Raw genomic sequence first — 25,313 nt, 5'->3', positions numbered from 1 at the left:
AACCGTTTATTGAGAACGCAGATAAGGCAACAGGGCATTCCGCATTTCGCTTGGAATCGGGGTGCTTTTACGTTGCTGCGCATCGACAAAAACATGCACCATATGTCCTTGAGCTGAAGCCTGCTGCTGATGCTGCTTGAAAATCGCCAGATCATATTTTAGTGAACTGTTGCCCAGCGCTGCAATCGCCACACCGACCTCAATCACTTCCGGATAACTCAGCTCGGCTAAAAAGCTGCAGCCAGAGTCTACCACCAGCCCCATAATCTCGGCCTGATGAATATTCAGTCCGGCTTTCTCAATCAGCAGCGCATTGGCAGCGGTATCGAAGTAGCTGTAATACATGACATTATTGACATGACCATACATGTCGTTGTCTGACCAGCGGGTTTGAATCGGTAAAAAGAAGGTATATTGATCGCGGGTTTTGGCTACCGGTTTCATAAAAAGACGTCATCCCTGAATAGATCGAAAATTTATATTTTTGATTTACCACAACTTAAAATAGCTTCAGCCTTATTGATAAATCGCCTGATAAATGGCCAATGCATCCTGTTTTTCCATGTCGCGTGGATTATTTTGCAGCAGGCGGGTTTGTAACATGGCATCCTCGGCCAGCTGTTCCAGCATGTTTTCAGGTACATTCAGGGCATTCAGTTTTAAGGTCAGACCACTGCGGTCCAGATAGTTTTGCATGTGGTCAATAAACAGATCGCACAAACCATCTACACAACCTTTACTGGATGGGTCGAGCAAGGTCATCAATTCGGCATACTGCTGCTTGGCGGCTGGTGCATTAAATTTCAGCACTTCGGTTAAGACCAGCGCATTGCTGTGCCCATGCGACAAATGAAAATGTCCACCCAGCGGATAGGCCAGTGCATGGACTGCTGCCACCGGTGCATTGGCAAAAGCCTGTCCGGCCAGCATCGAGCCGACCAGCATATTTTGACGGGCTTCTATATTGTTGCCATCTTTTAGCACCAGATGCAGATTCTGGTTCAGCAGTTTAAGTGCCTGAATCGCCAGCATATCGGCATAAAAGTTCTTTTTGTGTTTGGAGGTATAGGCTTCAATGGCATGTACCATCGCATCAATACCGGTGGCGGCGGTAATGTGTGCCGGCAGGTTCTGGGTAAAGTTGGCATCTAAAATGGTGACATCGGCATACAGGGCAGCAGACACAATGCCGGTTTTGGTGGTTTCGCCGGTGGTGACAATGGAAATAGGCGTCACTTCCGAGCCGGTACCGGCCGTGGTTGGAATTAGAATAAGAGGCAAACGCGGTTTTTGCGCCTGATTGATGCCATACATCTCATGCAATTGCTGTTTCTGTTCAGGATGGGCCAGCAGGGCAATAATTTTAGCCACATCCAGCGAGCTGCCGCCCCCAAAACCAATGACTGTATCTATCTGGTTTTGCCGGGCGAATTCGGCGGCTTCCAGCACAATATGTTCCGGTGGATCGGCCTGTACGCTAGAATAAATGCAGTAATTACATCCTGCAGCTTCGAGAATTTCCAAAACAGGCGCATGCAATTGTAATTGCACCATCCCCGGATCGGTCACCAGCAGCACACGTTGATTGTTCTGTTCAGTCAGGAGGGCTTTGAGCTGTTGGATGCTGCCCAGTCCGGCAATAATGTTGGGCACAGTCTGGAATTGAAATGGGCTCATACGCTTTATCCTTAATTTTTATACTTAAATCAACATTTATCTATAGTGACAATATAGGATTCATCCTGCAAATAACTTAACATAAGACACTTTAAAAGAAAGCAGTTTTGAGGTTGTTATGTCATCCAGAACGCCATACAAGGTGTTATGTGTCTGTTTGGGCAATATCTGCCGTTCACCTACCGCGGAAGTGGTGTTCAGACATTATTGTGATGCACAGCAACTGAATATCTGGGTCGATTCTGCCGGCACCAGTAATTATCATCCGGGCAAAGCACCCGATGCGCGCAGCCAGCAACATGCTTTGCAGCGTGGCTATGATTTATCTGCCTTGCGTGCCCGTCAGTTAACCACGCGCGATTTTCTGGATTTTGATCTGATTCTGGCGATGGATCAGGAAAACCTGCAAAATATTCAGCATCTAAAACGTCATGCAGCCGAAGAATATGGCGCAGAGTTGCTACGCGCCAAAGTGGCGCTAATGAGCGAACATGATCCACAATATCCACGTCATGAAGTGCCTGATCCTTATTATGGCGAAGCCGATGGCTTTGAACGCGTGCTGGATCAGTGTGAATCCAGTGCACAGGCCTGGATCAATATTTTAAAAACAGAATTGGCTTAAATCAGGTTTAAGAATATGAACATTCAACATCAGGTCCAGCTTAAGCCTTTTAATACCTTAAATCTGGCTGCAAATGCGTCTCATTATATTAAGGTACATTCCACCGATGATTTAATTGCGGCCTTAAATTATGCCAAGTTGCAGCAGCTGAATGTGCTGATTTTATCGGGCGGCAGTAATATGCTGCTGCCAGAGCAGATTCAGGCGCTGGTGTTACATATGGATATTCAGGGCATTGAATTCCTGAATGAAGATAATGACTTCAGTACCATTCGCGTCGGTGCGGGTCAGGTCTGGCATGATTTTGTGCTCTGGACCACTGAGCAGCAGTTATTTGGCCTGCAAAATCTGGCTTTAATTCCCGGTCTGGTCGGTGCATCACCGGTACAGAATATTGGCGCTTATGGGGTTGAGGTTGGTGAATTTATTGAATCGGTACAGGTTTATGACCGTTATAACGGCCAGTTTAATTCAATTCTGGCCAGTGACTGCCATTTTGCCTATCGCCACAGTATTTTCAAAGAAAATCCGAACCGCTATATCATCACCCATGTCACATTCAAGCTACGGAAACAACCGGACTTGAAACTGAATTATGGCGATTTAAAAACCGCTGTGGGTGATGAGCAAACCGCGGAAAACCTGCAACGCCAGGTGATCCAGATCCGTCAAAGTAAACTGCCAGATCCGCAGCAATTTCCAAATGTCGGCAGCTTCTTTAAAAATCCGGTGGTGACTGCCGCGGTCTATGAACAGCTGGCGACTCAATTCCCGAACATGCCGCATTATCCGCAGCCCGAAGGCCAGGTCAAAATTGCGGCTGGCTGGCTTATTGATCAGGCCGGCTGGAAAGGGAAACAGCTGGGCATGGTTGGTATGTTTCACAAGCAGGCGCTGGTGCTTGTCAATTATGCCAATGCGACCCTGGCCGATGTTCAGGCAACATATCAGGCAGTACAGCAGGACGTGTACCAAAAATTTGGGATACACTTAGAACCAGAACCGGTGCTGTTTAATGACGCCGGGCTGATTATTCCCCACAATACCTTTTAATCAGGTTAGGCATTTATGAATAGAACTCACTGGATGGTGCGTATCGTACAAATGGCGGCTGTGCTATTTGTGCTGATGGGCTGTCTGGTGGTTTTTATCTATTCGCCGTTTTATTCCAAGTTTGTGATAAAAGTGCTGAATACCATTGTGCCGGTGGAGGTCAATGAAGTGGCTGCACAAAGCCAGCAGATGGGGGCACTGACCGATCAGGAAAATCTGGAACCTGGCTCGAATTTGTGGATTGCCCGGCAAGCTTATTTAAAAGTGATGGAAGAAGAGATTCAGGCCAAAAATTCACAGAATCTCACCATCATTCAGGCACGCTATAAAGCCTTGCAGGCTTTAATTCAGGATGAGCAGCGCAGTCAGCAGGAACAAGAGCAGGACAGCACACCGCAAATTCCATTGCTGGCCGATGTTTCCGCATCTGAGGCGCAACTTGCACAGCCTTCACAGCAGTTACAGGATTTATTGGAGTTAGACAGCTCTGAAAATCAGGCCCTAATGGAACAGTATCTGAAATTTTTAAGAACCCATGAAGTGGCAGCGGTTGAAACCGTACCGGTTGATGAAGAAATTTTTCAGGATATCGCACTGATTCAACAACAAAATAGCCAGAAGCCGCAAATAACTTCCCAGCCGTATGCAATTGTGGTTCTGGGCGGCGGTCTGACCTTACATGAAAATCAAAAAGATATTATTGTGAATAACTACACACGACTACGTTTAGAAAAAACCTTAGAAATTGAAAAACAGTATAAATTACCCATTGTGCTGAGCGGTGTTGAAGCACCTTATATGCAGAAATGGCTGGCAGAACGCGGGGTTGAAGCCAACTTGCTGGAAGATCGCAGTATGAACACCTGTGAAAACTCGCGTTTTAGTTCCTTGCTGCTACAGAAAAAAGGCGGCGCACCAACGGTGATTTTAATCACCGATCAATATCACATGCCGCGCACACGCCGTTTGTTTGCCTTAAACGGCATTGAAACCGTGCCGGTGGTCGCGCCAATTCCAACCGAGTTGACCCAATGGCAGCCTAGTGAGCAGAACTATGATCATAGCCGCCGTGCCAATTATGAAATGCTGGCCACCATCCGCGATATGCTGTTTGGTTCGAGCGACTGCCGGGAGGTGCCATAATGCCGAATATCCCGTTTTTAAATCCGAGTGTGCTGAAACAGCTGGATTTACCGGTTCCTAGCCGCGATACCACGCCGCAGGTGCTGGAGCCTTTAAACCTGAACCGGCCTTATGCGCCCACGGTGGATATTCAGGCCTATCGCCAGCTTTACGGTTTTGACAGCTTAGAGTGCGAGCATTGGCAGGGTTATGTGCAAATGCCGCTGTTTAAACTGCATGTGCAGGTATTTCAGCCTAAACTTGAAGTGGGTAAACTGGAAAAAAGCAAAGGCACGGTATTTTTACTGCATGGCTATCTGGAGCACAGCGGTATTTACCAGCCAATTGTCAAAGAAATTCTGGAGCAGGGCTTTAGTGTCTTGACTTATGATTTGCCCGGCCATGGTTTAAGTAATGGCTCACCGGCCAGTATCCAGAATTTTGATCATTACCAGCAGGTATTACATGCCATTTACCAATATGTGCGCAATGCCGATCAATTGCCTAAGCCTTGGCTAGGGGTAGGGCAAAGTACTGGTGGTGCGATCTGGATGCATCATTTACTGGAATTTGCTGAGCGCCGGGAAAATCCGTTTGTCGAGCGGGTGTTGTTATTATCACCTCTCATCCGTCCGGCCAAAAGTGCCTGGTGGCATAATTCGGTGGGCCTCGGAATTATCCGCCGGATTAAACGCGAAGTGCCGCGCCATTTTAGACGCAATAACCATAACCCGGAATTTTTACGTTTTGTGCGCTTAAAAGATCCGTTACAACCACGGATGATGGGCATTGACTGGATTCTGGCCATGTCCAAATGGATGCTGGAAATGGAACAGCGGCCAGCGTGTCGAATTCCGGTGTGGCTGGCCCAAGGCGCGCAGGATCAGACTGTGGACTGGCGTTATAACATCGAGTTTATCCGGCGTAAATTCCGCCTGCAAACCTTGCTGATGCTGGAAGAAGGGTCACATCAACTGATTAATGAGCGCCCGGATATTCGTGCGGCCTTAACCGGTTTGATTCCAGCCTTTTTGCATGCTTCGAATTCCAAGACTTATTATTAAGCTTTTCTCCATTTCATAAAAAAGAGGCGGGTGCCTCTTTTTTAAAATTCTTCCGCTTTGGCCAAATTCCACATGCGAAAATAAAAGTTTTCTTCATCTTTATTTTCACAGCTCAGTAATTCGCCTTCTTTCAACCAGAAATGCAGCTGGGCATAGTTTTTAATTTCCCGGTCGTTAATTCGCTGCGCCAGATGATGGGCACGAATATCGGCCGGGTGTTTTAAACCGGCTGCCGCAATCATTTCCGACAGGGCATGCATGGTATTTTTATGGAAGTTATAGACCCGTTCTGCTTTGGATGGCACATGCAGCGCTTTTTGACGGTCTTTATCCTGGGTGGCGACACCGACCGGACATTGGTTGGTATGGCAGCTTTGTGCCTGAATACAGCCGACAGCAAACATAAAACCGCGAGCGGAATTGACCCAGTCTGCGCCTAAGGCAAAGGTACTGGCAATATCAAAGGCACTAATAATTTTACCACTGGCCCCGAGCTTGATTTTACTGCGCAGGCCCGCGCCAACCAAAGTGTTATGCACAAATAGTAAGCCTTCACGCAGCGGCGTACCAATATAGTCACTAAACTCAATCGGGGAGGCGCCGGTACCGCCTTCTGAGCCATCTACCACAATAAAGTCGGGCACAATTTTGGTCACCAGCATGGCTTTGACGATACTCATAAATTGCCAGGGCTGACCAATACATAGTTTAAAACCCACCGGTTTACCGCCCGATAAATCGCGTAACTGCTGTAAAAATTGCAGCATTTCAATTGGGGTGCTAAAACTAGGATGGCGCGAGGGCGATACACAATCGCGGTCACGTGGTACACCACGAATCTGCGAGATTTCTTCTGAAATTTTATGTTTTGGCAAAATACCGCCATGACCCGGCTTGGCACCTTGAGAGAGTTTGAGTTCAATCATCTTGATATTCGGATTACCGGCCTGACGGGCAAACTTTTCCGGATCAAATAAACCTTCTGCGGTGCGGCAACCAAAGTAGCCACTGGCAATTTGCCAGACAATATCGCCACCATATTCCAGATGATACGGGCTAAGGCTGCCTTCACCGGTGTCATGATAAAAGCCACCGAGTTTGGCACCTTTATTTAAGGCACGGATGGCATTGGCACTCAGGCTGCCAAAACTCATGGCAGAAATATTTAAAATTGACGCGCTATAAGGCTGGCTGCATTGTTCATTGCCAATATGAATCCGAAAGGTTTTCGGATCAGCCGGTGGGCAGGGGCGCAAGGAATGCACAATAAAACGGTAGTCGGCTTCGTACACATCCAAAATCGAGCCAAAGGGTTTATCGGCATTTTCATTTTTGGCACGTTGATAGACCAAACTGCGCTGCATGCGGGAAAAAGGCTGGGCATCCTGATCGGCTTCAATAAAATACTGGCGAATTTCGGGGCGGAAATCTTCAAAAATAAACCGGAAATGACCCATAATCGGGTAGTTTTTCAGAATGGAATGCTTGGTCTGAATGACATCATACAGACCGACCAGACTCAGCAGCGTGGTGATCAGCCAGAGCGAGTTAATTACGCCATCGGACAGAAAATAATAAATATAATGTGGCTCATAAAATAGCCTAAGCCATGTAATGCCCAGCGCAATTAAAATACAGGCAAACCAGACCGAGTGACGGGAGAAAAAAGTATTTAAAAGTTTATGGCGAATGGCTTGGGCTGGACTTGGCATTGTTATGATTTTTCCATTGCGAATTCAATCTTGTATTACTGTGCAGATTCTGAATAGGGCATACAAGTAATGATTTGTGAAATTTGGCAAGGGCTTTAGCACAGCTTAAAAATGAGCAATAAAATCTATAAAAATTAAAAAATAGCTGCTATGCTGAAATCATAAAAATAACAGTGCTAACACTCTGAAATTCCTTAATTCTAGGGATAGAGAACCGTTTAATAATATCGCTATATTGAAAGTTAAAAGATCGGGGAAGACAGTGGACATTACAGAATCAATATTACCGGCCCCTGTGCTGATTGTGGAAGATGAACCCATGATTCAGTCACGCCTCAGACATATCCTCCTTGAAATGGGCTACAGCAATGACATGCTGATTTTTGTTAGCCATTTAAAAGCAGCATTACAGAAAATTGAAGAACAACCGGTGTCTTTGGCGCTGGTCGATTTGGGGTTGCCAGATGGCAATGGGATTGAACTGATTGAACAGCTTCGGGCCAAAGACAGCAGTGTACTAATTTTGGTGATTTCGGCCTGGAGTACACAAAACAGTCTGTTTTCGGCTATTCAGGCGGGCGCCACCGGTTATGTATTAAAAGAACGCGATGATACTGAAGTGATCATGGCCATCCGCAGTATTTTAAGAGGCGGCGCACCGATTGATCCCTTTATTGCCCGGGAAATACTGTCACAGATTTCAGTACAGAAGCCGCAGGAAATTGCCAAGCCGTTTAAACAGCCCGATGAAGATATTGAACAGCTGACCAACCGTGAACATGAAATTCTAAATCTGGTCGCGCAGGGCCTGAGTAATCGGGAAATTGCCGAGCAGCTGTTTGTGTCGCGGTATACCGTGGAAAGTCATATCAAGCATATTTATCGCAAGCTCTCGGTGAGTAAACGTACCAAGGCAGTCAGTACAGCGCGCTCATTAGGCATTTTATGATCTACAGATTGCTCCAGTTTTGGTGCGGCTGTTGTCTTTATCTTTGTCTATCGAGTGCGTATGCAGAGCAAAGCTATGCCATAGACCCGTATTGTCAGGTTAATATTCAGTCGGTCAGCACCGTACAGACACCGGATATTCATAGCCATCCACATACAGGATGGCAACCTGTGACGTTGCCTGATCGCTGGAGTGAACGCTGGCCGGATTATAACGGTGGGGTGTGGTACAAAATTGTCTGGAACTGGTCCTGTCAGGAACCGGCCGTGCTGGATCAGTCGATTGTATTTTCTATTAATTATTTAAACAGTGCGGGTGCGGTGTTTTTAAACCGCGATTTAATCTGGTCAAACCGGCATCTGGAAGAACCACTCTCCAAAAGCTGGAATATGCCACGCTACTGGATTTTACCGATTAGCGGCCTGCGTCCCGACCAGAATGAAATTTTAGTTTATGTGCGGGGCTATGCCTTTCAATCTGCCGGTCTTGGTGATGTTTCCTTCCATAATGTCTATAACAGTTATACGGAATATCAGCAACAGATCTGGGATCGTCGTACCTTATTTGTGATTAATGCAATTTTATCGGCAACCCTGGGTGTGTTGTGTCTGGTGATCTGGCTGTTTCGGCGTAAAGAAGTCAGTTATGGCTGGTTTGCCTTAAGCTGTTTGCTGTGGCTGTTATTTGTCTCCAATATTATTAGCACGGAAACTTATCCCTTCCCGAATACGCTGATGGCGGCACAGGCCAATATTGCCTTTTTTGTGCTGTATATTCTGTCATTCATTGTCTATTTGCTACGTTTTGTGGATAAAAAATTTCCGATACTGGAAGAAACCGCCTTTATCTGTTCGGTGGCGGTGATTCTGGGCATTTTCGTAACGCCACTCGAACATGCACAAACCGTTTTCGGGTTGGTATTTTTAGGCTATAGCCTGCTATTTTTCGGGGTTTTCCTGTATCTGCTGCGTTTAACCTTCCGCGTGCCGCGGGTAGAAAATATCCTGCTGGTGATTTGTTTAAGCCTGATTATTATCTTTGCCGCTTTAGATATTGCACTGTTGGCTGCGCCGTTTGATACCGATTTACAGCCCTTATCACCGTATACCTCGCCGGTGGTGACGCTGTTTATTGCATTAATTCTCGGGATTCGCACCACCAAAAGCATGCAGAAAATTGAGCAGTTTAACCAGCAACTGGAATACCGGGTGTTTGAGGTTCGTGAAGACTTAAAACAGAGCATGTCGGAAAAGCATTATCTGGAACTGGAAAATGTGCGCTTGCAGGAGCGGATTCATCTCTCTCATGATTTGCATGATGGCCTGGGTGCTTCGCTGGTGCGTTCAATGATTATGGTTGATCAGAGCGAGCAGCCCATGAGTAACCGCCAGTTTCTGTCGATTTTGAAATTACTGCGTGATGATTTGCGGCAAATTATTGACAGTGGCTCCTCAATTGGCGCCAAAGTGCCGGAAACGCCGGTGTTATGGATTGCGCCGGTGCGTCATCGTTTTAGCCAGCTCATGGATGAAGTTGAGATGCGGGCCACCTGGAACATTGCCAGTGAATGGGTAGTGCAACCGACACCGCTGCAATGTCTGAACCTGATGCGGGTGCTGGAAGAAAGTCTGACCAATGTGGTGAAGCACAGTCAGGCCAAGCATGTGCAAGTGACACTGGATTTTCCCGATGAACAGACTTTATGTTTAAGTATTCAGGATGATGGAATTGGCTTTGATACCCATGGGGTGCTCGATCATGGGATGAGTATTGGTGTACGCAGTATGAAGCTGCGTCTGGCGCGGATAGGTGCAGAGTTAAAGGTGAACTCTACACCCGGTTATACCTTAATCAAGGCGATTTTAGTGGTATCACCTCAGGATTAGGCCCTTATTCGGCCTCATCTTCTGCATCTTCGGCAGGCAGCAGCATCAGTACAGAATCATTGAGTAACTGAGCCACATCTTCCAGAATGTCTTCATGGTACAGGTCTTCATTAAGCTCGACCAATTCACCATCAGCAATCTGCTTCAGTAAAGGCGCAAACTCATCCGAAATATACAGACCTTCACCGTTGGCCCAGAACAGTAACTCGCCATCTTCTTCGGTATAGAGCAGGCGTGAAGCCGGTTCTAAAATCAGTTGATAGCCCTGATCCAGCGCATCTTCCAGATCGCCAGTACCAATTTCTTCTGCTTCTGGAATATTGTCCGGATATTTTGGCTCTGACATCAGGCTCATGATGGCATCTTCCAACACGGTCGAGTTGTGCAGTTGTGCCAGCAATTCGGCTTTTAAATATTCCAGTTCCGGCTGGGTAATTTGTCCAATCGGGCTGATCTGGTCGCGGATCAGATCTTGCAACGGATTTTTTAGCAACTGGTTGTCAGAAAACTTGTCACTGACGCGATCCATCATGTCGCTGATATTTGGCATACGGAAACCGAAAGAGAAGGTCAGGCAGTCATCTTCGGCCACGCCATAGTGCGATAAACCTGGTGGTACGTAAAGCAGGTCACCTGGTGCCAGCACTTCATCAAAATTGACGTCCATCTCTGGCAGTAATTTCAGCGGCTGACCTGGAACAAATTCGGTTTCGGCATCACACATCTGGCCCAGTTGCCAGCGGCGATGACCATAGCCCTGCACCAGAAATACATCATAGAAGTCGAAGTGTTTGCCGACCGAACCGCCTTTTGGTGCGTACGACACCATAATGTCATCACGGCGCCACTGCGGAATAAACGGGAATTTTTTCCACAGTTCCGCCAGATCAAAAGAGTAGTGATCTACCGCTTGGACCAGCAGCGTCCACAGCTTTGGCATTTTCTGGAAATCGGCCTTTAACAGCGGTGAAGATTTTACGGACCACTGGTTGGGATCACGATCTTTCTGCTTGATTAAGCGGGCGCTGATATTTTCGTCCAGTGCCAGCTCCATGACATCACTCGGCTCAAGAATATTGGCGATTTCAGGCAGGGCATTACGCACCAGCAGCGGTTTTTTTTGCCAATATTCGGCAAGGAATTGTTCAGCGGTGATTCCGCCTAAAACGTCTAAAGGTTGAGACATGTCAAATAACTACAACATAAATTTAGCTGTTATTGTCCCTTGAGTTGTGCGGTGGTGCAAGTGATGAACTTCATCTTAAGGAAATTTAGAAAAGTGGCAGAAGGGAAAAGGTGGCGCAAAAAATGATCAGGACAGGCACCTGATCATTTTGGGTATTGCATTACCGTGTTTAGGGAATCTGCAGATTAAGCTGGCGGAGAATCTGGCACAGCTGAATCATTGGCATACCCATCAAGGTGGTCTGGTCCTGGCCAATCATCTGTTCAAACAGGCTAATCCCCAGACTTTCGCATTTAAAACTGCCGGCACAATGCAGCGGCTGTTCCAGTGCCACATAGCGCTCGATTTCATCCAGGCTCAGTTTACGGAATTTGACCTTATAGTGTTCAACCAGGGTCTGTTCAAAGCCGCTGGATTTTTGCTGTACGCTTAATGCGGTACTAAAGTAGACAATTTTGTCCGAGTTGGCCTGCAGCTGGCGAATGGCTTTTTCCGGGCTTAAGGGCTTGCCAATAAAAATATCGGGCGCACCTTCACGCCACGCCACCTGATCGGAACCTATCACAATGGCTTTAGGATATTGCTCGGCAATACTCTGGGCTTTTTCAAAAGCCAGCCGTTTGGCCAGATCATCGGCATGGCTTTCACCTTGCGGTGATTCATCAATGTCGGGCGTAATACACTGATAGTCGAGCTTTAAACGGTCCATCAGCTCTTTACGGGTCTGGCTGCTGGACGCCAGAATAATCGGACGCTTCATTAGACAGCATATTCCATCAAAATATCTAAGGGAACGTAAGACAGTACCGCCTGATGGCAGGCCTGAATTTTTACGGGTGGTGCTTTACCGGCCTGATAGGCTTCAACCCAGCGGGTCACGCAAATACACCAGAAATCCCCCGGTTTTAAGCCCGGAAATTCGACTTCAGGCAATGGCGTGATCAGGTCATTGCCAATTTTCTGGGAAAAGTTCAGAAATTCCGAGGTCATTTGTGCACAAACAGTGTGCTGGCCCAGATCCGTGGGCGCCGTATGGCAAAAGCCATTACGAAAATAGCCGGTAATCGGGTCAAAACAGCAGCTGGCCAAAGGCTCGCCTAAAACATTTAAACGGTTCAGGGTTGGATCTGGATGTATAGACATAGGCATAAAAATTATCAGGTCTGTTTTTTTCCTATCATAACAAAACTTTGGCAATCGTTAGCTTTTCTGCAAAAGAAGCTAACCTTTTTCTGCATAATCATTTAGAATCTTGGCGATTTTAATATCTAAAAAGTGAGCTATACATGAATTTTCAGCGTATGACTGACCTCGACCTGGCACAAAAGCGTGTTCTGATCCGCGAAGACTTAAACGTGCCGGTGAAAAATGGTGTGATTACCAGCGATGCGCGTTTACGTGCTGCCTTACCGACAATTAAAGCGGCTTTGGAAAAAGGCGCAGCCGTAATGGTGTATTCTCACCTGGGTCGTCCTGTTGAAGGTGAACCTAAAGCTGAACAATCACTTGCGCCTGTCGCAGCTTACCTGACCGAAGCATTAGGTCAGGAAGTCAAATTATTGACTGACTACCTGGATGGTGTAGAGGTAGAAGCAGGTCAAGTGGTGCTACTTGAAAACTGCCGCTTTAACGTGGGTGAAAAGAAAAACAATCCTGAGCTGGCAGCAAAATATGCAGCGCTGTGTGATGTATTCGTAATGGATGCCTTTGGTACTGCGCACCGTGCAGAAGCATCAACCGAAGGTGTGGCGCGTCTTGCTAAAGTGGCAGCAGCAGGTCCTTTACTGGCTGCTGAACTGGATGCACTTGGCCGTGCACTGCAAACACCAGAAAAACCAATGGTGGCCATTGTTGCCGGCTCTAAAGTATCCACCAAGCTGGATGTATTGACATCACTGTCTGACATTTGCGACCAGTTGATTGTGGGTGGTGGTATTGCCAATACTTTCCTGGCTGCTGCGGGTTACAACGTGGGTAAATCACTGTGTGAAAATGATTTGATCGACACAGCCAAAGCCATTGCTGCCAAAGTATCTGTACCACTTCCAACGGATGTGGTAGTTGCTGATGCGTCTGAAATCAACTTTGATGACTTCTTGGGTTCACTGGCGGCTGCCAAAGCAACCGTGAAAAAAGTAGAAGATGTGGCAGACAATGACATGATTCTGGATGTTGGTCCAGAAACGGCAAAAGCATTTGCTGAGATCTTGAAAACTTCTAAAACGATTCTCTGGAATGGCCCAGTTGGCGTATTCGAAGTGGATCAGTTCGGTGAAGGGACTAAAGCCCTGTCTTTAGCGATTGCTGAATCAGAAGGCTTCTCAATTGCAGGTGGTGGTGACACCTTGGCTGCCATCGACAAATATGAAGTTGCAGACAAAATTGGTTATATCTCTACAGGTGGCGGTGCTTTCCTTGAGTTTGTAGAAGGCAAGACCTTACCAGCAGTTGCCGTATTGCTAGAACGTGCTTAATTCGCACACGCTTGCAAGATGACAAAAGGTTGACCTCGGTCAGCCTTTTTTATGCACTTCATTTTTTAGTCATAAAACTGTCATGTTTCTGAAATATTATGATCAAAAATCACCGGGTTGTAGGATATTCTGATGAACCAAAAATTAACTCTTGCCGCGTTACTTGCTGCATCTTTAGCTTTCACTGCATGTGCTAAAAAAGACGACAATGCAACAGCGACCACTGCAGATGCATCAGCAGCTGTAGCGTCAGAGCAAATTTCTGCAGAACAGCAAGCGGCGATTGATGCAATTGATCAGCCAGTACTGGATGAAAACAATACCGATGTGCCTGAAGAAGTGGCCAATGCACCAGCAGATGCCGCAACCCCAGACAGCGCAGCAGCATCAGCATCTGAAGCGCAATAATTCTAAAAGTCCCACAAATTGTAGTAATTTGTATAAAAGTCCCTGCATTGGCAGGGATTTTTTTTAAATACGACGTTTTGTTGCTGAATTGAAACAAATCCCCATGTAGAATATGCAGCATTACCTGGGAGGATATTATGGCTCTTATTTCAATGCGCCAGCTATTGGATCACGCCGGTGAACACGGATACGGCGTACCAGCGTTTAACGTAAACAACTTAGAACAAATGCGCGCAATCATGTTGGCCGCAGATGCGACGAATTCACCTGTAATCGTACAGGCATCTGCAGGTGCCCGTAAGTACGCAGGCGCACCATTCTTACGTCATCTTATTTTGGCTGCAATTGAAGAATGGCCACACATTCCGGTGGTGATGCACCAAGATCACGGTACCAGTCCTGACGTATGTCAACGTTCTATCCAGCTTGGCTTCTCATCAGTCATGATGGATGGTTCACTGGGTGAAGATGGTAAAACTCCGACCTCATATGAATACAACGTAGATGTGACCCGTCGTGTGGTACAAATGGCGCACGCATGTGGCGTTTCTGTTGAAGGTGAAATCGGTTGTCTAGGCAGCCTTGAAACAGGTATGGCCGGCGAAGAAGATGGTGTCGGTGCAGAAGGTGTACTGGATCACTCTCAATTGCTGACTTCAGTTGAAGAAGCACGTTCTTTCGTAGCAGACACCAATGTAGACGCACTGGCAATTGCAGTGGGTACTTCACACGGTGCGTACAAATTTACCCGTCCACCTACAGGCGATATTCTGGCGATTGACCGTATTAAAGAAATTCATGCGGCACTGCCAAATACGCATCTGGTGATGCACGGTTCAAGTTCTGTGCCACAAGAATGGCTGGCAGTGATCAACCAGTACGGCGGTGACATCAAGGAAACTTATGGTGTACCTGTTGAGCAGCTGGTTGAAGCGATCAAGCACGGTGTGCGTAAAATTAACATCGACACCGACTTGCGTCTGGCCTCTACCGGTGCAATGCGTCGCTTCATGGCTGAAAAACCAAGCGAGTTTGACCCACGTAAATTCTTCGCTAAAACGGTCGATGCAATGAAAGATATTTGTGTTGCACGTTACGAAGCGTTTGGTACTGCGGGCAATGCCGACAAGATCCGTCCAATTTCTTTAGAGAAAATGGTAGATCGTTATAAATAATTCCTGGTGAAGTATTTATAAAAAAAAGCCCACATTGCGTGGGCTTTTCTGTATCTGAACCGCTATAGTGCAGCAGAGCAGATCACATAATGCATATAAATAAGAGTAGATCATGGAACTGATTTTAGCAGCGGCCATTTGTAGTGTGGTGGTGTCGATTCTCTTGAAAGTCGCAAAGAACCGCGGCTATTCACCTTTGCAGATGATCAGCTGGAATTATGCCTCGGCCAGTGTGCTGTGTTTTTGGTGGTTTCAGCCTAATGTACAACAGCTGTCCCTCACCGACACGCCGTGGCTGCTGATTCTGGCTTTAGGGGTATTATTGCCAAGCGTATTCCTGTTTTTAGCCAAAGCATTACAAACTGCCGGAATTTTAAAAACCGAAATTGCCCAGCGGCTGTCGGTGGTGCTGTCTTTAACTGCGGCCTATTTTATTTTCCAGGAACAGTTTAATAGCCTGAAAATTGTCGGGATTGCGTTGGGGATTGCAGCGGTACTGTGTATTTTATATTCGCATCGTGGCGGTGCATCGTCCGCCCAGGCGGGTATGCTGTATTTGGCTTTGGTCTGGGTCGGTTATGCGCTGATTGATGTGTTGCTGAAATACACCACCGGTTTAGGCCTGCAGTTTGCGCTGGTATTGAACCTAATGTTCATCTGCGCTTTTATTTTATCGTTGGGGTATATTCTGATTCAGCACAAAAGCTGGGGCAGTGGCAAAAATATAGTGGCCGGCTTAATTTTGGGGATGCTGAATTTTGCCAATATCGCGTTTTATGTCAAGGCGCATATGGCTTTAAAAGATTCACCGGCGGTTGTATTTGCCGGCATGAATATTCTGGTGGTAATTTTAGGGGTAATCAGCGGTTTGCTGTTCTTTAAAGAAAAATTAAAACCCAGCACCGCCATTGGGCTGGGGCTGGGCATCATTAGTGTGATGTGTTTAGCTTATGCGATGACGGCTTGAATTTGATGAAGCTGGCAGCAAAAATCAGCGGATGTTTGATCAGGTCCTGAAGTTCGGCAATGCCCAGTAACAGACCGGCTTTCTGGCAGCTCGGACAATGAGGATAATGGCGTTTTTCCTGCTGATATTGATGCAAATACAGTTTATTGCATTGACGACATTCAAACTTCATTGGGAGCTGGGCAAGGATAGACATCTTTCTTCTCCGGTCTATTATTATTGTGTTGTGAAAGGGAAAGCAAAAATCAAGCCGAAATCAGGGACTTTCGTCCCTGTATTATGTAATGTAGTTCTTACAATTTGGTGAAAATTTCATCTTTATTCAGGCGTGACTTGGGAAGTTTAGCATTAAAGTCCTGCTCACTGCGATAGCCCAAGGTCAGCAGCACCGATGGAATTAAACCCTTGTCCTGTAATTCTAGTTCTTCCGTCAGAATCTGTTCATTAAAGCCGCCAATTGGGGTGGCATCTACACCTTCAATACCGGCAGCCAGCAACATCTGACCCAAGGCAATAAAGGTCTGGTTTTCGGCCCAGCGCTGAATATCACCTTTTTCATTGCGGTAATAATCCACATATCCGCTACGGCTGTCTTTCTGGCCCTGCTTGGCGCTGGCATCTTTAAAACGGCCGCTGACATCATCTTGCTGCAACAAATTGTCCAGATGTTCATCGCTAATATCGGCTTTGGTACAGAACAAAATGGTGTGAGAAGAATCTAAGACTTTAGGCGCATTGTAGGCATATTTCCCGACCAGGGCTTTGGCAATGCGCTGCTTGGCTGCATCATGCTCGGCAATAAAAAAATGCCAGGGCTGGATATTAATAGAAGAGGGGGTAAAACGGAGAATTTCGAGAAAGCGTTCAAACTGCTCTTGAGGAATTTTTTTTGCAGGATCATAGGCTTTGGTGGTATAGCGGCTGCGTACGACGTCGAGCAAATCCATAAAGATACTCCAGCAATAAGGATAAATTGAGAAAGGCTGAACCTTCAGCATCATACGCCATTTTGATGGCTTTGATGGCATATTCGCTGCAATTTTATTGTCAAAATTAACCTTAAAATGTGCTCATCGTATTTTCAGTTATTGCCCGATTAAGTGTTAAATCAAATCACAACAGCGGTTTTGAATATTGGCAATTTTTAAAAATCGGCATTTAATGGAAGTAGGTGTGGACTATAGCGAGCCTGTCGATGGACTATCGTAATCACTTTAAACATAAATTAAAAACCCAGCAGCAGATTGGTTTATGGGTCGGTCTGGCCGATGCCTATGGCACTGAAATTGCGGCCAATGCCGGTTATGACTGGTTGCTGATTGATGGGGAACATGCGCCCAGTGATTTAAGAACCACACTGGCCCAGCTGCAAAGTATTGCGGCCTATCCGTCACAGGCGGTGGTCCGTCCGCCAATTGGCAGTGTGCAGCTTATTAAACAGTTGCTGGATATTGGCGCACAAACCTTATTGATTCCGATGGTGGAAACCGTGGAGCAGGCCGAACTGATGGTTAAAGCAGTGCGTTATCCACCGGAAGGGATTCGCGGTGTAGGTGCGGCTTTGGCACGTGCCACACGCTGGAACAGTATTCCGGATTATTATGCCACTGCACATGAAAATATCTGTTTGCTGATTCAGATTGAGTCAGTTACAGGGCTGGAAAATCTGGATGACATCTTAAAAGTCGATGGTATTGATGGGGTATTTATTGGTGCAGTAGATTTATCTGCCACTATGGGTTATGAAGGCAATCCGAACCATCCTGACGTGCAAAACGCAGTGGTTGATGCAATTCAACGAATTCGCGCATCGGGTAAAGCGGCCGGGATTTTATCGACTCAACATGACGTGACGCAAAAATATATTGAACTGGGTACCGAATTTGTCGCTGTCGGTGTCGATACCAGCGTATTAATGAATTCCTTGCGTGAGCTGCTGGCCAAATATAAAACCGGAGCGAGCTGGGTAAAACCTGAAGGGGGGTATTAAGCGGTCATTATTAACCTGACAGATGATGCAGGAGGTGGGGATTTATAGTCATCCACCTGCTGCTTAATAGGTCCAGCGTTTCAGTTGCAGGTGAGTGGTAGGCTGTTCAGGATCAATTTCCAGAATCAGTGCCTCATGCGCACGCCAGTCCCCCAGCACAATCCGCTTTTTGCCATTCAGCTCATGGATGGCTGGTCGATGGGTATGACCATGAATCAGTACATCCACCTCGGCCAAAGCCTGCGTTACCGCAGCCGGATTCACATCCATCACTTCATACGATTTCACTTCTTTAGAAGCGCGGCTTTGTTTGCGAAAACCGTTGGCCAGTTTGCTGCGAAAGGACAGCGGAGTTTTTCTTAACAGACGCAGCACGAGCGGATGACGAATAACTTTTTTAAAGCGCTGATAGGATACATCATCGGTGCACAAGGCATCGCCATGTTCCAGACGATAGCGGGTCTGGCCAATAGTGAGGGTGTCAATTTCAGGTAATAATTGCCCGTTAAACTGCTGTAAAAAAACCTCATGCAGTGCGAAATCGCGGTTGCCGACCTGAAAATACAGCTGATTGCCTGCGGCATTAAACTGTTTTAAAGCGCTGACAATTTCATCCAGCCAAGGGGCGGTGTAGTCATCGCCAATCCAGGCATTGAACCAGTCGCCTAAAATATACAGCTGGGTGTTTTGATCCTGATAAGCACGTAATAAATCTAAAAACCCCCGAACGAGTCGAGGGTGATCAGGTGACAAATGTAAATCTGAAATAAACAGATAGGTCACAATCTTTTCCTTGGAATCTCCCAACGCCCTTAAATAACGGGAGGTTGAGAGGGATTCTTATTCAGAAATGATCTTGGCAGATTCGATGACCACATTTTCTAGTGGAACATCAGCGTGGTAACCACGGTTGCCTGTACGTACGCCTTTGATTTCAGCAACTACATCCATACCTTCAACTACTTTACCAAATACGGCATAACCCCAACCTTGTGCAGTTTTGCCCGTGTGGTTTAGGAAGGAGTTGTTTTTCACGTTAATGAAGAATTGAGCAGATGCAGAGTGCGGAGCCTGGGTACGCGCCATTGCAATGGTCCCTTCGTCATTGCTCAGACCGTTGTCTGCTTCGTTTTCGATTGAATCACGGGTTGCTTTTTCTTTGAAGTTTTCATCAAAGCCGCCGCCTTGAATCATGAAACCATCGATGACACGGTGGAAAATTACGCCATCATAGAAACCGTCACGAACGTATTGAAGGAAGTTCTCAGCAGTTTTAGGTGCTTTTTCAGTGTTAAGCTCAAGAACAATACGACCTTTGTTGGTGTTTAATTCGACTTGAGGAAAACTCATTGTGTTATCTCCTAATCATGGACAAAAAAGCCATGGGTTTTTTGGTTGAGAGAAGCATAAGCAAACTGTAAACTACAAGGCAAGTAAAAACGTTATTTTCTTTGTTAAAAAGTGGGAATAGCGTTTTAATTATCCTAAATTTTTATCTAGAAGTGATTTATTAACTATGAAGCCGAATGATGCTGTTTCATCTCTGCCTAACACCCCGACACCAAGTAACCATGCCTCTGTCGATGCTGCGCAGCAAGAACAACAGCCGGGCTTAGATTTTGTGCGTCAGGTCATTACCGATGATCTGGCAGCAGGCCGTACTGAAAAAGTGATCACACGTTTTCCACCAGAACCGAACGGTTACTTACATATTGGTCACGTGAAAGCAATTTGCCTGAATTTCGGGATTGCCGAAGAATTTAACGGTTTATGTAACTTACGTTTTGACGATACCAACCCGGATGCCGAAGAACAAGAATATGTAGATGGTATTGCCAATGACGTGAAATGGTTGGGCTTTAACTGGAATGGCGAGCCACGCTATGCATCAAGCTATTTTGACCAGCTGTATAGCTGGGCGGTGCAGTTAATTGAACAGGGTGATGCCTATGTCGATTTGCAAACTCCTGAAGAAATCAAGCTGAATCGTGGTTCATTTGTCGAGTCGGGCAAAAACTCACCGTATCGTGATGCGTCTGTAGAAGACAACCTGGCGCGTTTTGAACAGATGCGTAATGGTGCGCTGGGCGAAGGTCAGGCGGTATTGCGTGCCAAAATTGATATGGCATCGCCAAACGTACATATGCGTGACCCAATTTTGTACCGTGTGCTACATTCCGAGCATCACCAGACCGGTGACAAATGGAAAATGTACCCAATGTACGACTATGCGCATCCATTATCCGATGCGATTGAAGGCATTACTCATTCACTGTGTACGCTTGAATTCCAGGATCACCGTCCGTTCTATGACTGGGTGGTGGAAAAGGTAAAATCAGCGGCGGTACCACGTCAGTATGAATCCAGCCGTTTAAACGTCGATTACACCATTACCTCAAAGCGTAAGCTGCGCCGTCTGGTGGAAGGTGGTTTTGTTAAGGGTTGGGACGACCCGCGTATGCCAACTGTAGTGGGTATGCGTCGTCGTGGCTTTACTCCGGAAGGCTTGCGTGATTTTTGTAAGCGCGTTGGTGTGTCGAAGTCTGACGGGATTGTCGATGTGGCAATGCTGGAATACTGCATCCGTCAGTCGCTGGAAAATACCGCAGCGCGTGGTATGGCTGTGCTGAATCCATTAAAAGTGACGTTAACCAATCTGCCAGCAGAAATGGATCTGACTCATTCGCGCCATCCAAACGTAGATATGGGTGAGCGTGTCATTCCGCTCACCTCTGAAATCTATATTGACCGTAAAGATTTCGAAGAAGAGCCACCAAAAGGCTTTAAACGTCTGATTCCGGGCGGTGAAGTGCGTTTACGTCATGCCTATGTGATCAAGTGCGACGAAATCATTAAAGATGACAACGGTGAAATTATTGAGCTGAAATGTTCAATCGACCCTGAAACTTTAGGTAAGAATCCGGAAGGCCGTAAAGTGAAAGGTGTGATTCACTGGGTATCTGCCACTAAAGGCGTGAAAGCTGAAGTGCGTATTTACGACCGTCTATTCACCGAATCTGACCCAGAAGTCGGCGATGACTTCCTGGCGAATCTGAATCCGGACTCATTGAAAGTGGTACAAGCGGTTATTGAGCCGGCTTTAGCGCAAGCGCAAGCAGAAGATCGTTTCCAGTTTGAACGTGAAGGTTATTTCGTGGCAGATCAGTATGATCATTCCAGCGAAACACCAGTGTTTAACCGTATTCTGGACTTAAAAGACAGCTTCAAACCGGGCAAATAAAAGCGCATTTTGCTAGATGATTGAAAAAGCCTGCTGGACTCAGCGGGCTTTTTTATGCGGTGTTGAAAATGGAAAGTAAACGTTGAAAGGAAGTAGCACGTTAAATTAAAAAAAATTTGATTTACAGATGATCCGGTGTGTTATTTCTTTTCATCGTGTTTATAAAACAGATGGGTCGGCATCTGCATTTTGGCTTTGTCGCGCAATTTCTTTTTAATATACAGCACCAGGGCAAAACAGGTGGTGGTCAGGGTCAGCATCATGCTGTTCATATAGCTCATTAAGGAGCTGACATAACCAATGGTGGTTAAGCGGTTCATCATCCGGAAGACTTGCGGACTGCTTTCCACGCCGGTAATGGCCCAGGTGCATAAATGTTCGCAGTTGTTGATAATCAGGTGATAATTATTTTCATGCATCCGTGAACGCATCCGGCGCACCACTTTACGGCCTTTATATTTGGGTTGATCATAATGCTGCACATGCACCGGTTTGCCATGACTGAACTTGTCTAGGCTGGTGATTTCAATCGGATGTTTTTTAAATAAATGTGCAAAACCGGAATAATGAATGACACGACCACGTCCAGCATAAATCCCGTGGTGGGTATAGCCGAAATGTTTGACAATCAGATGCGCCCCTAAAGGGAACCGTGTGTTCTGCTTGAGCATTGTGACATTAGTAAAGTGACAGGTGTATTTTAAAGCTCTAGTGTACTGCTTCTTGGCACAAGAATCGACAGGGTGGCGACAAGAATGGCTGAATTATACAACGATGAACAGGGAACAGATGCAATGAAAAAGTTAGGACAGTACTTTGCACGAGTTACTGCCAAACCGCTGTTAAAACTGCTGATTCTGCTGGGTGCTTGCAGTGCAAACTGGGCACAGGCACAGCCGCAAATCTACAGCTGGCAGCTGAAACATAGGCTGGGTGATTTTGATGTCACGGAAATCCGATCAATGGCGCAGCTGAAGCTGGTATTAAAGAATACAGCACAGCAGCCCTATCGTTATTTCACTGCGCTCCAGGATAATCTGCAACCGTGTCAGCAGCTAGAGTTTGCCATGAATGCCGGGATGTTCCATGCCGATTATGCACCCGTCGGGCTGTATATTGAAGAGGGCAAGAGGGTAAGCCAGTTAAATACCCAGACCCAAGGCTGGGGTAATTTTCTGATTCAGCCGAATGGGGTACTGGCCTGGGACAAGCAGCCACTGTTGATGATCACCCAGCAGTATCAGCAGGCCAATGTGCAACCGAAATATGCCACCCAATCTGGCCCGATGCTGGTGATTGACGGAAAAATTAACCCAAACTTTATTCCGGATTCCGATTCCAGAAAAATCCGCAATGGCGTTGGGCTGAAAGACGCCACCCTGTATTTTGTGATCAGCCAGCAGCCAATAAATTTTTATGACTTTGCCCGGCTGTTTCAGCAGCAGCTTAAGACACCGAATGCGCTGTACTTGGATGGTTCAGTATCTTCTGTGTATATTGCGGCCTTAAAACGCCATCGCCAGTACCGCGCAGTTGGCCCGATGCTGGCGTATATTGATGATTCAGCCTGCGCGACTGAGCCAGAAAAATCTACTGGCCAATAATGCCTAAGGTCTGGGTTTGCTGGCTGCAGAGGCGTTTGGCATCTTCAGTCGACATTTCTTTGATTCCGGCCTCAAACTGTTTTTTCTGGAATTGACGTTGTTCTTCCGAAAGCCCCATTTTTGTGCTCAAGCTGTCCATCTTGTCCCAGGCTTCTTCACATTCTGCCGGCATACGGTCGCAGCCTGTGAGGGCCAGGCAGAGCAGTGGAAGGGTAAGAGCGCCGATCATTTTGTTGTTCATCATGGTGTCCTTATTGTTATGTATTGAATTAAAAATACGATCAAGACTGATCTAAGCCCTTGAGCATACATGAAAAAAATGTCAAAACTAAGAAATCTGATTGAAATCAGACCAATAAAAAAGGCACCTAGAAATTCTAAATGCCTTTTTCTGTGGTCAGACTCTGCTATTGCAGGGGTAAATGTTGAAGTTCATTCAACTCTTTACGGCTATAGCCGCGCGAAGCGAGAACCTTTTTAATACCGATAATCACATCTTCATCTGTCGCTTTTGCTAAAGCTTCAAGAAGCTGTTCATTTGTCTTACAAGAGCAATCATTTTCAACACAAGCAATCTGATTCTTATGCTCGTTTTGCTGTTCCTGAGCGAACAGCTTTTGCCAAAAACTCATAGAGCCTTCATTTGCAACCTAACATAGCTCGAAATATAGCCAATTTAAAAATTAATGCAAGTCGACTAAAGTGATAAAAGCAGCAAACAGACTCTAGAAATTTCGATAGCTTGTAACAGTTTAAACGTAATTATGATTGCTATAAGCCTTGATTATAACTAAGTTGCTTGTTTTTATAAGAAAAAAGGAAGATTAAAAAATCTTCCTTTTCGGACTGAATAATATAATTTGAAACAAATTGTTTTAGATCTTTTCCAGTAAGACACCAGATTCCACATGATGGGTATAAGGGAATTGATCAAACAAGGCAAATTGGGTGATCTTGTGGGTGCTGGCCAAAGTCTGCAAATTGTCATGCAGCGTATCCGGATTACAGGAGATATAAATAATCCGCTCAAAACGCTGCAACAGTTTTAAGGTTTCGGCATCAATACCGGCACGTGGTGGGTCCACAAAAACGGTGTCAAACTGATAGCTGGACATCTCAATGCCGGCTTCCTGCAAACGGCGGAATTCACGCTCGCCGTTGTAGGCCTGGGTAAATTCTTCGGCAGATAAACGCGCCACCTGAATATTGTCAATCTGGTTCTGCTCAATATTCCACTGCGCCGCATAAACTGAAGATTTGGCCAGTTCTGTGGCTAAGACGCGATTAAAACGGGTCGACAGCGGCAGGGTAAAGTTACCATTGCCACAGTACAGCTCTAACAGGTCCTGATTGGAGTGTCCGGCAGCTGTACAGGCCCATTCCAGCATGTGCTGGCAAACGCGCGCATTCGGCTGGGTAAAGCTGCTTTCAATCTGTTTGTATTGATATTGGAGCTCAAAGACTTGCAGTTCTTCCACCACAAACTCATCGCTCAGCACCAGTTTCTGGCCACGGCTCCGGCCAATAATCTTAATCTGCAGTTGCTCGGCCAGCTGTTTGGCCAACGCTTCCCACTCTGCAGTTAATGGACAGCGATAAATCAGTGAAACTAGCATTTCACCTTTTAAGGTTGCCAGAAAATGCACTTCAAACAGGCGATTGGATAACAGCGGTTCTGCTTTTAAGGCATTCAGCAGTACCGGCATTAACTGGTTGATGCTGGCATCGGCAATTGGAAATTCATCAATTCGAATGACTTTTTTGTTCTGCTGCTCATCGCGTTCAAACATGGCATAAAACAGGTCATCTTCGGTATGCCAAATCCGGAATTCTGCACGCATACGGAAATGCTGTTCAGGCGAGGCAAACACCTCCAGCGCTGGAGGATTAAATTCGGCAAACTGTGCAGAAATACGTGCAACTTTGGCATCAAGTTGTTGCTGATAAGATGAAGTCATATGCAGTAAAAATCACAAACCCATTGAGACAGGGGATGGTAACAAAGTTTCAGGCAGATGCCTAAAGATATTCTGTGCAAACCTTAAATTGCGGTAGCGTGACGGGAGAAATCGAGCCTCGGCTCAACAGATCGGCAGATTAAAGCCGGGAAATAGATCACTTGCGAGAGCAAAGATAAAAAAAGCCAAACCAACAGAGACCAGGGAGAGTTGGTTTGGCAA

Annotated in this window: 27 protein-coding genes; 13 read left to right on the top strand and 14 right to left on the bottom strand. The window is 46.2% G+C overall.

Annotated elements, in window-relative coordinates:
- Positions 1–6: 6 nt before the first annotated feature.
- Positions 7–444, bottom strand: a complete 438-nt coding sequence (locus tag ACVLR6_RS08275) for an acyl-CoA thioesterase (protein ID WP_075166843.1) — start codon at positions 442–444, stop codon at positions 7–9.
- A 72-nt stretch (positions 445–516) separates the two neighbouring features.
- A complete protein-coding gene (locus tag ACVLR6_RS08270; protein ID WP_168370171.1) occupies positions 517–1,677 on the bottom strand; it encodes an iron-containing alcohol dehydrogenase in 1,161 nt (386 codons plus the stop codon).
- 118 nt (positions 1,678–1,795) lie between these two features.
- Between ACVLR6_RS08270 and ACVLR6_RS08265 the strand changes: the two genes are divergently transcribed.
- From ACVLR6_RS08265 to ACVLR6_RS08250, 4 genes are read left to right on the top strand one after another with little or no spacing between them, the layout of a single operon-like run.
- The gene (locus tag ACVLR6_RS08265; protein ID WP_005178601.1) at positions 1,796–2,302 is read left to right on the top strand and encodes a low molecular weight protein-tyrosine-phosphatase; all 507 of its coding nucleotides are present in this window, start codon (positions 1,796–1,798) and stop codon (positions 2,300–2,302) included.
- Positions 2,303–2,317: 15 nt separating this feature from the next.
- Entirely contained in the window at positions 2,318–3,355 is a 1,038-nt protein-coding gene (gene murB / locus ACVLR6_RS08260; RefSeq protein WP_104471077.1) for a UDP-N-acetylmuramate dehydrogenase, read from the top strand.
- Between the two features lie 15 nt (positions 3,356–3,370).
- On the top strand, positions 3,371–4,498 hold the full coding sequence (locus tag ACVLR6_RS08255) for a YdcF family protein (protein ID WP_016659056.1): 1,128 nt from the start codon (positions 3,371–3,373) through the stop codon (positions 4,496–4,498).
- On the top strand, positions 4,498–5,541 hold the full coding sequence (locus ACVLR6_RS08250; RefSeq protein ID WP_455994954.1) for an alpha/beta hydrolase: 1,044 nt from the start codon (positions 4,498–4,500) through the stop codon (positions 5,539–5,541). Before ACVLR6_RS08255 ends, ACVLR6_RS08250 begins: the two co-directional genes overlap by 1 nt.
- 41 nt (positions 5,542–5,582) lie before the next feature.
- On the opposite strand, the gene ACVLR6_RS08245 is transcribed toward ACVLR6_RS08250, so the two are convergent.
- On the bottom strand, positions 5,583–7,253 hold the full coding sequence (locus tag ACVLR6_RS08245; protein ID WP_005178590.1) for an FMN-binding glutamate synthase family protein: 1,671 nt from the start codon (positions 7,251–7,253) through the stop codon (positions 5,583–5,585).
- 262 nt (positions 7,254–7,515) lie between these two features.
- On the opposite strand from ACVLR6_RS08245, the gene ACVLR6_RS08240 reads away from it, so the two are divergent.
- Positions 7,516–8,202, top strand: coding sequence for a response regulator (locus tag ACVLR6_RS08240; RefSeq protein ID WP_016659055.1), 687 nt, complete (start codon positions 7,516–7,518; stop codon positions 8,200–8,202).
- Positions 8,199–10,088: a sensor histidine kinase gene (locus ACVLR6_RS08235; RefSeq protein ID WP_410487397.1), complete on the top strand. Its 1,890-nt coding sequence runs from the start codon at positions 8,199–8,201 to the stop codon at positions 10,086–10,088. The genes ACVLR6_RS08240 and ACVLR6_RS08235 overlap by 4 nt, the downstream gene beginning before the upstream one ends.
- A 4-nt stretch (positions 10,089–10,092) precedes the next feature.
- Here the strand turns inward: ACVLR6_RS08235 and ACVLR6_RS08230 are convergent, their stop codons facing one another.
- The 3 genes from ACVLR6_RS08230 to ACVLR6_RS08220 form a co-directional block, all read right to left on the bottom strand.
- Complete coding sequence (locus ACVLR6_RS08230; protein ID WP_005178584.1) at positions 10,093–11,274, bottom strand: ribosomal protein uL16 3-hydroxylase; 1,182 nt, start codon at positions 11,272–11,274, stop codon at positions 10,093–10,095.
- A 169-nt stretch (positions 11,275–11,443) separates the two neighbouring features.
- On the bottom strand, positions 11,444–12,034 hold the full coding sequence (locus ACVLR6_RS08225) for a Maf family protein (protein ID WP_127801439.1): 591 nt from the start codon (positions 12,032–12,034) through the stop codon (positions 11,444–11,446).
- Complete coding sequence (locus ACVLR6_RS08220) at positions 12,034–12,417, bottom strand: DUF2237 family protein (RefSeq protein WP_034597805.1); 384 nt, start codon at positions 12,415–12,417, stop codon at positions 12,034–12,036. Before ACVLR6_RS08220 ends, ACVLR6_RS08225 begins: the two co-directional genes overlap by 1 nt.
- 143 nt (positions 12,418–12,560) lie before the next feature.
- Here ACVLR6_RS08220 and ACVLR6_RS08215 point away from each other — a divergent pair, with 143 nt between their 5' ends.
- From ACVLR6_RS08215 to ACVLR6_RS08200, 4 genes are all read left to right on the top strand, one after another.
- Positions 12,561–13,748 (top strand): phosphoglycerate kinase, encoded by a 1,188-nt coding sequence (locus ACVLR6_RS08215; protein ID WP_005178578.1) that lies wholly within the window; start codon positions 12,561–12,563, stop codon positions 13,746–13,748.
- A 132-nt stretch (positions 13,749–13,880) separates the two neighbouring features.
- A complete protein-coding gene (locus tag ACVLR6_RS08210; protein WP_455994950.1) occupies positions 13,881–14,156 on the top strand; it encodes a hypothetical protein in 276 nt (91 codons plus the stop codon).
- Positions 14,157–14,293: 137 nt separating this feature from the next.
- Positions 14,294–15,331 (top strand): class II fructose-bisphosphate aldolase, encoded by a 1,038-nt coding sequence (gene fba, locus ACVLR6_RS08205; protein WP_005178575.1) that lies wholly within the window; start codon positions 14,294–14,296, stop codon positions 15,329–15,331.
- Between the two features lie 112 nt (positions 15,332–15,443).
- Complete coding sequence (locus ACVLR6_RS08200; RefSeq protein ID WP_104494872.1) at positions 15,444–16,298, top strand: DMT family transporter; 855 nt, start codon at positions 15,444–15,446, stop codon at positions 16,296–16,298.
- Here the strand turns inward: ACVLR6_RS08200 and ACVLR6_RS08195 are convergent.
- Both ACVLR6_RS08195 and nfsB read right to left on the bottom strand, forming a co-directional pair.
- The gene (locus ACVLR6_RS08195) at positions 16,261–16,494 is read right to left on the bottom strand and encodes a hypothetical protein (protein ID WP_005178570.1); all 234 of its coding nucleotides are present in this window, start codon (positions 16,492–16,494) and stop codon (positions 16,261–16,263) included. The two genes, ACVLR6_RS08200 and ACVLR6_RS08195, sit on opposite strands and share 38 nt — an antisense overlap.
- A 97-nt stretch (positions 16,495–16,591) precedes the next feature.
- Positions 16,592–17,245, bottom strand: coding sequence for an oxygen-insensitive NAD(P)H nitroreductase (gene nfsB / locus ACVLR6_RS08190; RefSeq protein WP_005178567.1), 654 nt, complete (start codon positions 17,243–17,245; stop codon positions 16,592–16,594).
- Positions 17,246–17,493: 248 nt separating this feature from the next.
- Here nfsB and hpaI point away from each other — a divergent pair, with 248 nt between their 5' ends.
- The gene (gene hpaI / locus ACVLR6_RS08185; RefSeq protein WP_104489211.1) at positions 17,494–18,288 is read left to right on the top strand and encodes a 4-hydroxy-2-oxoheptanedioate aldolase; all 795 of its coding nucleotides are present in this window, start codon (positions 17,494–17,496) and stop codon (positions 18,286–18,288) included.
- A gap of 63 nt (positions 18,289–18,351) precedes the next feature.
- Here hpaI and ACVLR6_RS08180 read toward each other — a convergent pair whose 3' ends face one another.
- Together ACVLR6_RS08180 and ACVLR6_RS08175 are read right to left on the bottom strand one after the other, a co-directional pair.
- Positions 18,352–19,071 (bottom strand): UDP-2,3-diacylglucosamine diphosphatase, encoded by a 720-nt coding sequence (locus tag ACVLR6_RS08180; protein WP_016659048.1) that lies wholly within the window; start codon positions 19,069–19,071, stop codon positions 18,352–18,354.
- 57 nt (positions 19,072–19,128) lie between these two features.
- Positions 19,129–19,638, bottom strand: a complete 510-nt coding sequence (locus tag ACVLR6_RS08175; RefSeq protein WP_005178561.1) for a peptidylprolyl isomerase — start codon at positions 19,636–19,638, stop codon at positions 19,129–19,131.
- Positions 19,639–19,804: 166 nt separating this feature from the next.
- Here ACVLR6_RS08175 and ACVLR6_RS08170 point away from each other — a divergent pair, with 166 nt between their 5' ends.
- Positions 19,805–21,529, top strand: coding sequence for a glutamine--tRNA ligase/YqeY domain fusion protein (locus ACVLR6_RS08170; protein WP_455994945.1), 1,725 nt, complete (start codon positions 19,805–19,807; stop codon positions 21,527–21,529).
- Positions 21,530–21,669: 140 nt separating this feature from the next.
- Here the strand turns inward: ACVLR6_RS08170 and ACVLR6_RS08165 are convergent, their stop codons facing one another.
- Positions 21,670–22,200 (bottom strand): lecithin retinol acyltransferase family protein, encoded by a 531-nt coding sequence (locus ACVLR6_RS08165; RefSeq protein WP_016659043.1) that lies wholly within the window; start codon positions 22,198–22,200, stop codon positions 21,670–21,672.
- A gap of 84 nt (positions 22,201–22,284) precedes the next feature.
- Here ACVLR6_RS08165 and ACVLR6_RS08160 point away from each other — a divergent pair, with 84 nt between their 5' ends.
- Positions 22,285–23,133, top strand: coding sequence for a phosphodiester glycosidase family protein (locus ACVLR6_RS08160; protein WP_455994942.1), 849 nt, complete (start codon positions 22,285–22,287; stop codon positions 23,131–23,133).
- Here ACVLR6_RS08160 and ACVLR6_RS08155 read toward each other — a convergent pair.
- From ACVLR6_RS08155 to trmA, 3 genes are all read right to left on the bottom strand, one after another.
- Entirely contained in the window at positions 23,120–23,374 is a 255-nt protein-coding gene (locus ACVLR6_RS08155) for a hypothetical protein (protein WP_045795440.1), read from the bottom strand. The two genes, ACVLR6_RS08160 and ACVLR6_RS08155, sit on opposite strands and share 14 nt — an antisense overlap.
- A gap of 166 nt (positions 23,375–23,540) precedes the next feature.
- The gene (locus ACVLR6_RS08150; protein WP_005178553.1) at positions 23,541–23,765 is read right to left on the bottom strand and encodes a hypothetical protein; all 225 of its coding nucleotides are present in this window, start codon (positions 23,763–23,765) and stop codon (positions 23,541–23,543) included.
- 243 nt (positions 23,766–24,008) lie between these two features.
- A complete protein-coding gene (gene trmA, locus ACVLR6_RS08145) occupies positions 24,009–25,091 on the bottom strand; it encodes a tRNA (uridine(54)-C5)-methyltransferase TrmA (protein ID WP_455994939.1) in 1,083 nt (360 codons plus the stop codon).
- Positions 25,092–25,313 lie beyond the last annotated feature (222 nt).

It is taken from the genome of Acinetobacter sp. T63, from assembly GCF_053852345.1.
Note: the sequence above shows the minus strand (reverse complement) of the source record. Positions and strands in the feature narration are given on the sequence as shown.